Below are 12,316 nucleotides of genomic sequence, written 5' to 3' on the forward strand. Positions count from 1 at the left end.
AGGGCTCGGGCAGCGGCGCGGACTCGCGGGCCAGCCGGGCGGCCGTGGGCGGCGCCAGCACCACACCGGCCTCGGCGGCCAGTGCGGCCGCACGCAGCAGCAAGAGGGGGTCCTCGGCCGGCTTGGCGCCGGCATCGAGCACCACCTCACCGGCGGAGAGCGCGACGCCCGGGGCGAGCGGGGTCAGCTGCGGCCGGCGCGGCCCGGCGGCGGGCGGTCGCTTGAGGACCGCGTCGACCCGGCGCCAGACCAGCCGGGAGAGATGGAGCAGCCGGCGTCCGATGTCACGCACATAGACCTGGGCGGTGCGTCCGTCGTCGAGCTCGAGGCCCTTGGCCAGCTCCTCCCACATCTCCGGGACGATCCGGTCCGCCGCCCGACCGGCCAGCTCATGCACCAGGTCGCGGCAGTCCAGCAGCGCACGCCGGCAACGCTCCAGCTCCTCGTGCGGCACGTCGACCAGCCAGGTCGCCACCAGCGCCTTGAGCACCGTCGCGTCCCGCAGGCCGCCGGCCGATTCCTTCAGGTCGGGCACCGAGGCGTGGGCGAGCTCACCGAGGCTGCGGTGCCGTTGCTCGGTGAGCTCGGCCAGCGCCGGCAGCTGCGCACGGGCGTGCCGCCGCCAGTGCGCCAGCATGGTGGCGCGCAGCCGGAGCGTCAGGTTGGGATCACCGGCCAGATGCCGGATGTCGAGCAGCCCCAGTGCGACCCGCAGGTCGCCGGCCGCGGCCGCCGTCATCTGGGACATCGACCGCACCGAGTGGTCGAGCTTCGGCGCGGCGTCCCACAACGGGTACCAGACCTCGGCGGCGACCCCGCCCGGGTCGACCTCGTCGTCGTGCACCAGCACGATGTCCCAGTCGGAGTACGGCGCCAGCTCGGCCCGCCCGTAGCCGCCGACGGCCACCAGGGCGACCCCGGTCTCGGGGCCGCCCACGGAGGCGTAGGCCTCGGCGCAGACGACATCGGCGGCGGCGGTGCGGGCGGCTCGTTCCGCGGCACTCACGTGTCTGCGCTGTCCTGTTCTCTTCGAGGGCTGCCGGGTCCGCTCAGACGGCGGCGTCGTCCCGGTCGCCGGTGCGGACCCGGACGATGGTGTCCAGCGGTGAGACCCAGATCTTGCCGTCGCCGATCCGCTCGGTGCGGGCCGCCGTCGCGATGGCCGTCACGACCGCCTCCACGTCGCCGTCCGGCACGGCGATCTCGATCCGGATCTTGGGCACCAGCGCGACGTCGTACTCGGCGCCGCGGTAGACCTCGGTGTGGCCCTTCTGCCGGCCGTAGCCGCTGACCTCCGAGACGGTCATCCCGGTGACGCCGGTCGCCTCGAGCGCTACCCGGACGTCCTCCCACTTGTGCGGCTTGATGACCGCTGTGACGAGCTTCATCTCTCTCCTCCGAAACGCCACGTCGACGGCATGCCCCGACCGATCCGGCCTCTCTGACCGATCCGGCGAATCTGGTTGCATCATGCCGTACGGCTTCGAATCCGGCGCCGCATCCGTCGTACGCCGGTCGCGCGGCCCGGCCCCGGCGGGCCGGGCCGCGCTGCCTGCCGGCTCGCTAGAGTGCCGCCGCGTCCCGATCGCCGGTGCGCACCCGCACCACCGTCTCCACCGGGGCCACCCACACCTTGCCGTCGCCGATCCGTCCGGTCTGGGCGGTGCGTGCCACCAGGCTCACCACCTCCTCGGCGTCCGCGTCGTCGACCACGATCTCGATCCGGATCTTGGGCACCAGCGCGATGTCGTACTCCGCGCCGCGGTAGACCTCGGTGTGGCCCTTCTGCCGGCCGTAGCCGCTGACCTCCGAGACGGTCATCCCGGTGACGCCGAAGCTCTCCAGCGCCTCGCGGACGTCCTCCCACTTGTGCGGCTTGATCACCGCTGTCACGAGCTTCATGCCAGGACCCCCGAGCCCGCGCTGATCTCGTAGGCGGTCTCACCGTGCTGGTCGGAGTCGATGCCGTCGATCTCGGCCTCCTCCGAGACCCGCCAGCCCATCGTGTACTTGATCGCCAGCGCGATGACGGTGGTCAGCACGCCGGTCCAGACGATGGTCACCAAGACGCCCATGAACTGGTCGCCCAGCGAGCTGAATCCGCCGCCGTAGAAGAGGCCGTCGATGCCGCCGGGCGCGTCCGAGCTGGAGACCAGACCGATCAGCAGGCTGCCCAGGATGCCGCCGACCAGGTGGACGCCCACCACGTCGAGGGAGTCGTCGTACCCGAACTTGTACTTCAGCCCGACCGCCAGGCAGCAGACCGCGCCCGCGACGATGCCGATCACCAGCGCGCCGACCAGCTCGACCGCGCCACAGGACGGCGTGATCGCGACCAGGCCGGCCACGATGCCCGAGGCCGCACCCAGCGCCGAGGCCTTGCCGTGCACGATCCGCTCGACCGCCAGCCAGGCCAGCATCGCGGCCATGGTGGCGACGGTGGTGTTGACGAACGTCATGCCGGTCTCGCTCATGAACTGGTTGGTGCTCTGCTCCTCGCTCCCGCCCAGCACGATCGAGCCGACGTTGAAGCCGTACCAGCCGAACCAGAGCAGCCCGGCGCCGATCATGGTCAGGGTGAGGTTGTGCGGCCGCATCGGCTCCTTGCCGAAGCCGATCCGCTTGCCGATGACCAGCACCAGCACCAGCGCTGCGATACCCGCGTTGATGTGCACCACGGTGCCGCCGGCGTAGTCCTGCGGAGCCCAGTGTTCGGTGATGAAGCCTCCGCCCCAGACCATGTGTGAGATCGGGAAGTAGCAGACGGTCACCCAGATGGCGATGAAGACGAGCCAGGACGACAGCTTGACCCGGTCGGCGATGGCGCCGCTGATCAGGGCAGCGGTGATGACCGCGAAGGTCATCTGGAACGACACGCCGATCAGCGAGCCCCACTCCACTCCCTTCATCCCGAACAGGTCGAACGGATTGGAGAAGAAGGTGTTGCCGCTGTCGCTGAACGACATCGACCAACCCCACAGGTAGTAGATGATGCCGACGACGCCCATCGCGGTGAAGGACATCATCAACATGTTCAGCACTGACTTGGATCGCGTCATGCCGCCGTAGAACAGCGCCAGCGCCGGCGTGGTCATCATCAACACCAGCGCCGTGGCCACGATCATCCAGGCGTAATAGCCGTCCACAGAACCTCCATGGATATCGCATCTCGGGAGGCGGGCGGCCATGACGTCGTCGTCGCAGGTGCCACACCCGCCTGCGTTCGGCTGCTACCTTGGTCGGCGGAGGTTTCCGTGCTCGGCCTCACATGTTTCGGGCAGGTAACACCTCGTCCGCTCCGGTTACGGCTGGATGTCGCGGGCCGGCGCGGTCAGCCGAGCAGGGCGTCCACGAAGGCCTCCGGGCTGAACGGCGCCAGGTCGTCGGGGCCCTCGCCGAGGCCGACCAGCTTGACCGGTACGCCGAGCTCGCGCTGGACCTGGACCACGATGCCGCCCTTGGCCGAGCCGTCCAGCTTGGTCAGCACGATGCCCGTCACGTCGACCACCTCGCTGAACACCCGGGCCTGGATCAGTCCGTTCTGGCCGGTGGTCGCGTCCAGCACCAGCAGCACCTCGCTGACCGCAGCCTGCTTCTCGATGACGCGCTTGACCTTGCCGAGCTCGTCCATCAGGCCCGCCTTGTTCTGCAACCGGCCGGCGGTGTCGACGATCACCGTGTCGGCCGCGGTGTCGACGCCCTCCCGGACTGCGTCGAAGGCCACGCTCGCCGGGTCGCTGCCCTCGGGCCCGCGGAGCACCTCGACCCCGACGCGCTCCCCCCAGGTGGCCAGCTGCTCGACCGCCGCGGCGCGGAAGGTGTCGGCCGCGCCGAGCACCACCCGGCGGTCCTCGGCGACCAGGATCCGGGCGACCTTGCCGACCGTGGTGGTCTTGCCGGCGCCGTTCACGCCGACCACCAGCACGACGCCCGGCACACCGTCGCTCCCGGAGACCTGCAGCCGCCGGTCCATCCCGGCGTCGACCAGGGTGACCAGCTCGTCACGGAGCACGGAGCGCACCTCGCCGGCCGCGGTGCCCTCCACCCGCAGCCGGGTGCGCAGCCGCTCGACCAGCTCCTGGGTCGGGGCGACCCCCACGTCCGCGGTGATCAGCAGGTCCTCGAGGTCCTCCCAGGTGTCCTCGTCGAGCCTGTCCCGGGACAGCAGCGCCAGCAGTCCTCGACCGAGCCCGCCCTGCGACCCGGCCAGCCGCTGCCGCAACCGGACCAGTCGGGAGGCGGTGCCCTCCGGCCGCTCCCGGGTCGGCGCGGCCGGCTCGGCCGGCGTCTCGACGGGAGCCTCGGGCTCGGCCGGCGGCGCGGTGCCGGTGGCGTCGGTGGTGCCGGTGGTGCCGGTCGGGGCGGCAGGCCTGTCGAGCACCGTGCTCCCGGCCCGGCCTAAGGCGGCCGACGACGCCGAGGAGGAGCGCTGCTTGCGACGGTTGCTCGCGACGAGGCCGACGGTCCCGCCGATGAGCAGGACCGCGACGACGGCGATCAGGATGATGATCTCGACCATGGGCGCCATCCTCTCAGAGCCGGTCCGGCGCTCCCGACTCCGCACCGGGGCCGCCGAGCCCGGCGGACGAGGCCCCGCACTCGGCCCGATAGTCGGACCGCGACTCGACCCGACGACTCAGCCGGTCTCGCCCGTCCGGCTCTCCCAGGCGGCCATGCCCCGATAGGTGAGCAGCTCGTGGTCGGGAGTCAGGGACCGGTTGCTGATGGCGACGGTGAGCTGGGAGGCCTTGCGGCGGCGCTTGAAGTGGATCGTCTCCGGCACGACCCGGTGCAGATAGCCGGCGCCGACGGTCTGCAGGTTCCAGTGCCAGTCCTCGTAGGCGTAGCCGGCCTCGATGGCACGGGGCTGCCGCGGATGCTCCAGGTAGGCGGCCCGGGGTGCCAGGCAGAGCACGTCCCAATAGTTGAAGACCCGCAGATAGGCCGGGTCGAAGGCCGGGTCGGTCTGGTCGAGCAGGAACCACAGGTTGCTGCCGTGGTCGAAGATCCAGTCCACCTCCGGGTGGGCGATCACCCGGCCCGGATCGGTCTGGCACATGGCATGGGCCTCCACCAGCCAGTTCTCGGTCCACAGGTCGTCGCCGTCCAGGAACGCGACGTACTCCCCGCGCGCCTGCTCCACCGCGTGGTTGCGCACGCTTGCGTGGTCGGCGGCGGGGAAGCTCACCCGCAGCACCCGGCAGCCGTGCTCCTCGGCCTCGGCGAGCGCCTCGGCCGTGGCCGGGTCGGGCTTGTCCAGCACGACCATCATCTCGACCTCGAGTCCGGTCGCGCGCGCGGCCGCCACGGCGTCCAGCATGCTGCGGAACGTCACCCCGATCAGCTGCCCCTCGGCGTGACCGGTGAGGATGGTGGTGATCTGCGGCCCGGGCGCCTCGCTCATGCGCGTCTCCTCGGCAGTTCCACGGCACCGGCCACGGCGGCCGCCGCACTCGCCTGGTCGAAGGCGACCAGTCGGTCCCGGCTGACCCGCGGCAGCACGAACCGATCGATCAGATCGGTTCGCTCGCCCTCCTCGAGCAGCAGCCAGTCCAGCTTGGCGAAGACGTCCTCCACGAGCCGGGCACGCTCGGCGGTCCGCCCCGCGCCGTCATCGCCGTCGCCGCTGTTGCGGCTGTCGCCGTCGTCCGCCGGGAACAGTACGGCGCCGAGCGAGGACCGCACCGACAGCTGCCGCGCGTAGGCCAGCAGCAGCTCCCAGCCGAGAGGGCTGTCGAGGTTGACCACCTGGCCGGCCTCGACCCCGCGGACCAGGTCGAGCAACAGATCGACCCGGAGGCTGTCCGACATCCCGCTCAGGAAGGGGGTCAGGTCGAAGACGCGGTCCGACGCCGCATCCGGTCGCACCCCCTCACCGGCACGATCACCGGCACCGGCACGATCACCGGCGTCCCCGCCGGCGCGCTCGTCGGCCGGGCGATCCGCGATCACGCGCAGCACCCTCGCGTTCGGCGTACGACGCCGCAGCGCGTCCCCCACGACCTCGGCCAGCGCATCGGCCCGATCGTCGCCCGGCACCACGACCACGGCATCGAAGCAGGCGCTGTCCAGCGCCCGTCGCACCTGCTCGGCCCGTGCATAGAGGTGGACTCGCCCCTGACGGTAGGGCGGCGTGCTCACCGTCAGATGGGTGCGCGACGGCTGGTGGACCAACGGCTCGATGGCCGCCACCTTGGCGACCAGCTCCGCCACCCGGGGCGAGTCCCAGAACCGTCGATAGCGCTCCAGCGCGACCACCTGGCCCTCCTCCAGCCAGCTGGTCCGAGCGAGGTCGTACTCCTCGGCCCGGTGCAGCATCATCGGGAGCAGCAGCGGCCTCCGGGCGCGCCGGGCGTCCGGATCGGCGGCGCCGTCGTGGTGCTTCCCGGTCGGACTCGGATACCAGTGGGTCTCGTAGCAGCCCCTGGTCAGGTAATGCTGGAACGCCCAGTCGGCGGCCTTGGCGACGCTCGGGTGACGGCTCTGGTAGAAGTCGGCGTCGAAGAGCGGGGTGGGCACCACCCGCTCGTGCCAGCCGGTGGTGAGCCAGTGGAAGAAGGGCTGCGCGCCCGGTGGCACCGGCTGCCCACGCTCGGCCTGTCGCGCGACGTACCACTCCTGGTTGAACAGCGCGGTCGGTCGCAGGCCGTCGTCGGCGCCCCGTGCCAGGAAGTGGGCCACGGCCGCGTCCAACGGCGGCAGCGGGATCGCCGCCAGCTCGCGCCGGCCCTCGGCGTCGAGCTGCGCGGCGTAGAAGTCGGGATGGGTGCACAGCCGCAGCCGCTTCCACGGCACGTCCGTCGCCGCCCGATGTCTCTTGTCCGCGGGCAGCCGAGCCACCAGATCCGCCATCGGCGTGGCCGAGTACGCCGCCCGCAGCCTGATCGCCTCGGCCAGGTAGACCGCCCCCAGGCTCGGGGCCCGGCCCTCGACCCGGCCGCCGCCGGCGAAGTGCTCCCGCGGCCCCCGCCCGGCGACGGCGTCGGGATAGGCGGCGCGGTAGAAGGAGCGGTCGAAGAGCTCGCTCGGCACCGGTTCGGCGACCGCCTCGGCCGGGATCCCGGCGAACGGGAGCGGCAGCTCGATCTCCGCGGGCGTCGCCGTCGTCTCCTCGGCGGTCGGCCGCGCCGAGGAGTCCGGCGACGAACCCGGCGACGAGCCCGGCACCGGGTTCGTCGCCGGGCTCGATGCCGGGTCGCGGCGCCGCAACGAGTTCATGGCTGGACCCTATCGGGGTGGCGGGACGGCCCGCACCGCAGCGCCGGAGGACTACGGATTCCGATGCGCCGGTCCAGATGGTGATCGGCCGGCCCCGGCGCTGCCGACGTGGATGCGACACATTCGTGGCGTACAGTCCCCTCGACCAAGCAGATCGTTGACGCTCGTCCGTCACCGATTCCACGATGTCCGGGAGCTGAGAGTTGGTGGACTACCGAGCCGCTCTCGCCGACACGCGTCGCGTGTTGGAGAGGGTCGCGGCGGAGTTCCGACCCGCGGTGCTGACCAATGCCTTCGGCCCGGAGAGCATGGTCATGACCGACCTGATCGCCAAGCACGGCCTGGACATCGAGATCGTCAGCATCGACACCGGCCGGCTGCCGGAGGAGACCCACGCGCTGGCGCACAGCGTGAGACAACGCTACGGACCGATCATCACGATGATCTCGCCCGACGCCGAGGAGGTCTCGGCCTGGACCGCGGCGCACGGGCAGAACGGCTTCTACGACAGCGTCGAGCTGCGACACGGCTGCTGCGAGGTGCGGAAGGTCGCGCCGCTGAACCGGATCCTGGCCGGCAAGGCCGCCTGGCTCAGCGGGTTGCGCCGCGAGCAGGCGGTCACCCGCCGGGACCTCGAGGCCGAGTCCTGGGACGAGGCGCACGGCCTGCGCAAGTTCAACCCGATGCTGGAGTGGACCCACGAGCAGGTGTGGGCCTACATCCGCGAGCATCAGGTGCCCTACAACAAGCTGCACGACCGCGGCTACCCGAGCATCGGCTGCGCGCCCTGCACCCGCGCGATCTCCGACGGCGAGGACGTCCGCGCCGGGCGCTGGTGGTGGGAGCTGGACGCGGTCAAGGAGTGTGGCATCCATGTCGACCCGGCGACCGGACGCATCCAACGAAGCCGGGTCCTCCAGACGGGCGCCGCGTCGGCGCCGATCGAGCCTGCCCCCGCGAGCCAGGCACCACCACCGGTCATCACGACCGACGATGAAAGGAACACCATGCGGGTACTCATTCTCGGAGGCGACGGCTTCTGTGGCTGGCCGACCGCGCTACATCTCTCGGCCCAGGGTCACGAGGTCGCGATCGTCGACAACCTCTCCCGCCGCAAGATCGACATCGAGCTCGAGGTCTCCTCCCTGACACCGATCCGTCCGATGGGCGAGCGGCTGCGCGCGTGGAAGGAGGTCTCCGGCAAGGAGATCGCGTTCCACGACATCGACGTGGCCGTCAACTACCAGCGGCTGCTCGATCTGTTCGAGAGCTGGCGGCCGGACGCGCTCGTGCACTTCGCCGAGCAGCGCGCGGCGCCGTACTCGATGAAGAGCAGCCGGCACAAGCGCTACACGGTCAACAACAACCTCAACGCCACCAACAACGTGCTGGCCGCGGTGGTGGAGAGCGGTCTCGACATCCACGTGGTGCACCTGGGCACGATGGGCGTCTACGGCTACGGCACCGCCGGGATGAAGATCCCGGAGGGCTACCTGACCGTGCAGGTGCAGACCGACGAGGGCGGGGTCGTCGAGCAGGAGATCCTCTACCCGGCGAACCCGGGCAGCGTCTACCACCTGACCAAGACCCAGGACCAGCTGCTGTTCGCCTACTACAACAAGAACGACCGGGTCCGGGTCACCGACCTCCATCAGGGCATCGTGTGGGGCACTCAGACCCAGGACACCAAGCTCGACGAGCGGCTGATCAACCGGTTCGACTACGACGGCGACTACGGCACCGTGCTCAACCGGTTCCTGATGCAGGCCGCGATCGAGCACCCGCTCACCGTGCACGGCAGCGGCGGCCAGACGCGGGCGTTCATCCACATCCAGGACACCGTCAAGTGCATCCAGATCGCCCTGGAGAACCCGCCGTCGAAGGGCGACCGGGTCTCGGTGTTCAACCAGATGACCGAGACGCACCGACTGCGCGACCTGGCCACGATGATCTCCGACCGCACCGGGGCCAAGATCGCCAACGTGCCGAACCCGCGCAACGAGGCCGACGAGAACGAGCTGCACGTCACCAACGACCGGTTCCTGCACCTCGGTCTGAGCCCCATCACCCTGAGCGAGGGGCTGATGGAGGAGGTCGTCGCCATCACCCGGAAGTACGCCGACCGCTGCGACCGCTCGAAGATCCCGGCCCTGTCGGCGTGGAACGCCGAGCATGTCGTCGACCCGGCGTCGGTGCTCTCCGAGATGACGGCCGGCGTCTGACCAACCCACCGGCCAGGGGCGCGGGCCTCACGCCCGGCGATTCCCGCGCCCCCGGCCGACGGGTGTCCCGGCACTCAGCATGAGCGCACCTCCCGAGCCGCGACCGCCGGCCTCCCCACCGCCGCTGAAGAAGCTGACTCGCGTCGCTCTCCGGCGGCGCTACTACCCCTGCCAACCCCTCGGCTCGGCGCTGTACGCGCTGCCGGAGTGTGGGCTGGTCTACGTCAAGAACCCCAAGGCGGGGTGCTCCACGCTCCTGCTCTGGCTCAGCAGACTCCACTCCTGCGACGACACCTTCGCTCCGCGAGACATCCATCGCAACGGTCTGATCCCGCCGCCCGCGGAGATCGGCTGGCCGGTGGTGCTGCGCATGCTCGCCGGCGGCGCCTACCGCTTCACGTTCGTCCGAGATCCGCTCACCCGCCTGGAGTCGGCGTACTTCGACAAGGTCGTCAAGGCGTCGAATCCCCGCTGGCGCAACCAGGTGCGCAGGTCGCTGGGCCAGGAGCTCGACGGCGGCCCTCGGCCGAGCTTCGAGGAGTTCCTCACCGCGGCGGAACGCCAGGACCCGGTCGCGGAGATGGACCCGCACTGGCGGCCACAGCACATCAACCTGATGCACCCCGACGTGACCTACGACCACATCGGGCGGCTGGAGAGCTTCGCCGACGACCTCGCCGTCATCCGCTCCGCGGTCGGCATTCGCGAGATCCCGGTGACGTACCGCAACCAGGGCACCCGACCGACGTCCAGTGTGTACGACGACCGACCCGACCTCGTCCGACGGGTGCGCGCCCTGTACGCCGCCGACATCGAGCTCTACGGCTACTGAGCAACCACCGAGCAACCACCGAGCGACCACCGAGAGCCCCAGACAGTGCCCACCTCACCGGACGAGATCCCCGCCGCGGCAGCACACCTGCGCGAGCTGTTGGCCGAGCACGGACCGGAGCAGGCGGCCGAGGCGCTGTGGGCGGAGATCCAGGCGGCCGACCCGTTCCCGGTCGCCCTGGCCCGCGAGCTGGTCCGGCTCGAGGGCCCCGGTCGGTTCCGCCGCGACGACGAGACCGGACGGGTCGCTACCGCGGTCGAGGCCCTGCAGCACGCCACCGGGGTGCTGCAGGGCCGCGCGGCAGGGTGGCCGTCGGAGTGGTCGAAGGCATCGCTCGAACTGGCCGCGCTGCTCGGCGATCGCACTCGGGTGGTGTCCGCGGCCGAGGCGGCCGCGCACGGCGTCGAGGTCGCCACGCTGCTGCGCTCCCCCGCCTTCCGGCTCGATCCACGAGTCCGCGCCCAGGTCGACGCCTCGGTCACCGTGACCGCCCAGCGGAGCACCGTACGGCGGGCCGAGCGCCTGACCGCCTACCAGAGCTCCACACTGCGGCGCGGACGCCTGGTCGTCGACGACCCCCGCACCGGTGCCCGGGCCGCCTACCTGGGCTATTTCGTCCATTTCGGCACCGTCGTCTACCGGTTCGGCACCGCATCGACCGGCTCCCGGCCGGAGGACGAGTTCTACCTGATCGTCGGTGGCGTGGCGGGGCAGCTCCTGGGGGTCTACCTGCCCGGGCCGGATCTGGGCCGGATCTGCTGGTGGTGATCCATGATCGCAACGTGGTCGGTCAGCACCCGAGCAGCGCGCTGGTGCGCGACTGGCCGCTGGTGAAGGCGCACCTCGCGCAGGCGCTGGGCCGGCACCGCGACGTCGGGTCGCCGGCGGTGGACCGGCCACGCCGACGGCCGGCGATCACCGTCCGGCTCGGTGGCCCGGAGAACTTCGCCCACCTGGTCTGGAACACGTTCGGTGCGCTCTCGCGGGAGCAGGCACTCGGCACGCTCCCGGCGCTCAGGCGGGTCGTCACCGTCGGGTCGGAGTACTTCGGCGCGATCGGCGAGCTCTATCCCGAGCTCGACCGGGCCCAGGTGCGGCATCGGGATCGGGGCGGCATCACCGGGCGGCACATCGACGACCCCACCCACCTGTTGCTGCCGCTGGGCACCAGCCTCCAGTGGCCGGATGCCTTCGACCGCGTGTGCGCGCGAGCCGACCGGGCGGGCGAGGAGGACCCGGACTCCGCGAGCCTGCGCGACCGGGTGGCGACCTTCCGCCAGCGCCTCTACGTCGGCCTCCGGGTCGGCGACAAGTCCTGGGCGGACGCGGCACAGGAGCTGCCATCGCTGATCGACGCCGTACATCGACGACATCCGGACGCGATCGTGCTGCTCGACGGCTTCTCGCGACCCGCCGGCGCCGACCACGTCACCCCACGATGGGCTCGGCAACAGCGCGAACTGGCCGACCTGGTCACCGCGATCACCGCACGGGTCGCGGACCCGGACCGGGTGGTCTCGATGCTCGGCCTCGACCTGCTCGGCAGCATCGCGGTGCTGCGTACGGCGACCTGCTACCTGACGCCGTTGGGGACGGCCCACCACAAGGTCGACTGGTTCCGCGACATCCCGGGCGTCGTCTACACCCCCGCCGAGACCCTCCACACCGATCGGGCGGGGTGGCCGGGGTTCCTCCAGCGGGCGACTCGATCCCAGCTGCCGCGGGTGGTCGCAGGCACCGACCTCGGTCGCGAGCACGTCCGGATCCAGCGGGCCGGCGACGGTCGCGCGACGCTGCGCAACTTCACTCTCGACTGGCGCCGGGTCTGGGCAGAGCTCGCGCCGCTCCTCGGCCCGGAGTCCTCACGCCGCCGCCGCTGGAGCCGCTGGTCGCCACGCGTTCTCGGTCGCTGAGGAGGCGTGCCGAGACGTGTGCCCAGCGGGACGACTACGGCCGTCGCCCGCGGAAGCCGCGGCGCACCGGGCGCGCCTCGGCGTCGGCGATCAGGCGACGCAGCCGGTCGAGCTCGCGCTCGGCCGAGCGC

Annotated in this window: 10 protein-coding genes and 1 pseudogene; 4 read left to right on the top strand and 7 right to left on the bottom strand. The window is 71.3% G+C overall.

Going from position 1 to position 12,316, the window contains the following annotated elements; all coding sequences use genetic code 11:
• The 7 genes and pseudogenes from QM638_RS17235 to QM638_RS17265 form a co-directional block, all read right to left on the bottom strand.
• Positions 1-1,006, bottom strand: a pseudogene (locus tag QM638_RS17235) ([protein-PII] uridylyltransferase); the annotation flags it as partial.
• Positions 1,007-1,049: 43 nt separating this feature from the next.
• A complete protein-coding gene (locus QM638_RS17240; RefSeq protein ID WP_415143873.1) occupies positions 1,050-1,388 on the bottom strand; it encodes a P-II family nitrogen regulator in 339 nt (112 codons plus the stop codon).
• A gap of 175 nt (positions 1,389-1,563) precedes the next feature.
• Positions 1,564-1,902 (bottom strand): P-II family nitrogen regulator, encoded by a 339-nt coding sequence (locus QM638_RS17245; protein WP_415143875.1) that lies wholly within the window; start codon positions 1,900-1,902, stop codon positions 1,564-1,566.
• Positions 1,899-3,146 (bottom strand): ammonium transporter, encoded by a 1,248-nt coding sequence (locus tag QM638_RS17250; RefSeq protein ID WP_415143877.1) that lies wholly within the window; start codon positions 3,144-3,146, stop codon positions 1,899-1,901. Before QM638_RS17250 ends, QM638_RS17245 begins: the two co-directional genes overlap by 4 nt.
• Positions 3,147-3,331: 185 nt before the next feature.
• Entirely contained in the window at positions 3,332-4,528 is a 1,197-nt protein-coding gene (gene ftsY / locus QM638_RS17255; protein WP_415143879.1) for a signal recognition particle-docking protein FtsY, read from the bottom strand.
• 108 nt (positions 4,529-4,636) lie between these two features.
• Positions 4,637-5,404, bottom strand: coding sequence for a glycosyltransferase family A protein (locus QM638_RS17260; RefSeq protein WP_415143881.1), 768 nt, complete (start codon positions 5,402-5,404; stop codon positions 4,637-4,639).
• A complete protein-coding gene (locus QM638_RS17265; protein WP_415143883.1) occupies positions 5,401-7,218 on the bottom strand; it encodes a hypothetical protein in 1,818 nt (605 codons plus the stop codon). The genes QM638_RS17260 and QM638_RS17265 overlap by 4 nt, the downstream gene beginning before the upstream one ends.
• A gap of 206 nt (positions 7,219-7,424) precedes the next feature.
• Here QM638_RS17265 and QM638_RS17270 point away from each other — a divergent pair, with 206 nt between their 5' ends.
• The 4 genes from QM638_RS17270 (at position 7,425) to QM638_RS17285 (ending at position 12,185) form a co-directional block, all read left to right on the top strand.
• Positions 7,425-9,440 carry a phosphoadenylyl-sulfate reductase gene (locus tag QM638_RS17270; protein ID WP_415143885.1) on the top strand — a complete coding sequence of 672 codons (2,016 nt, stop codon included), beginning with the start codon at positions 7,425-7,427 and terminating at the stop codon, positions 9,438-9,440.
• Between the two features lie 79 nt (positions 9,441-9,519).
• Positions 9,520-10,272, top strand: coding sequence for a sulfotransferase family protein (locus QM638_RS17275; RefSeq protein ID WP_415143887.1), 753 nt, complete (start codon positions 9,520-9,522; stop codon positions 10,270-10,272).
• Between the two features lie 45 nt (positions 10,273-10,317).
• Entirely contained in the window at positions 10,318-11,040 is a 723-nt protein-coding gene (locus QM638_RS17280) for a hypothetical protein (protein ID WP_415143889.1), read from the top strand.
• Positions 11,034-12,185 (top strand): hypothetical protein, encoded by a 1,152-nt coding sequence (locus QM638_RS17285; protein WP_415143891.1) that lies wholly within the window; start codon positions 11,034-11,036, stop codon positions 12,183-12,185. Before QM638_RS17280 ends, QM638_RS17285 begins: the two co-directional genes overlap by 7 nt.
• The last annotated feature ends 131 nt before the right edge of the window (positions 12,186-12,316 follow it).

Source organism: Nocardioides sp. (genome assembly GCF_047606145.1).
In the GTDB taxonomy this organism is placed as follows: Bacteria; Actinomycetota; Actinomycetes; order Propionibacteriales; family Nocardioidaceae; genus Nocardioides.

Bases quoted from the DNA above. Each gene is read 5' to 3' on its own strand.
- QM638_RS17260 (WP_415143881.1), bottom strand. From the start codon at position 5,404: ATGAGCGAGGCGCCCGGGCCGCAGATCACCACCATCCTCACCGGTCAC.
- QM638_RS17240 (WP_415143873.1), bottom strand. From the start codon at position 1,388: ATGAAGCTCGTCACAGCGGTCATCAAGCCGCACAAGTGGGAGGACGTC.
- QM638_RS17245 (WP_415143875.1), bottom strand. From the start codon at position 1,902: ATGAAGCTCGTGACAGCGGTGATCAAGCCGCACAAGTGGGAGGACGTC.
- QM638_RS17275 (WP_415143887.1), top strand. From the start codon at position 9,520: ATGAGCGCACCTCCCGAGCCGCGACCGCCGGCCTCCCCACCGCCGCTG.
- ftsY (WP_415143879.1), bottom strand. From the start codon at position 4,528: ATGGCGCCCATGGTCGAGATCATCATCCTGATCGCCGTCGTCGCGGTC.
- QM638_RS17265 (WP_415143883.1), bottom strand. From the start codon at position 7,218: ATGAACTCGTTGCGGCGCCGCGACCCGGCATCGAGCCCGGCGACGAAC.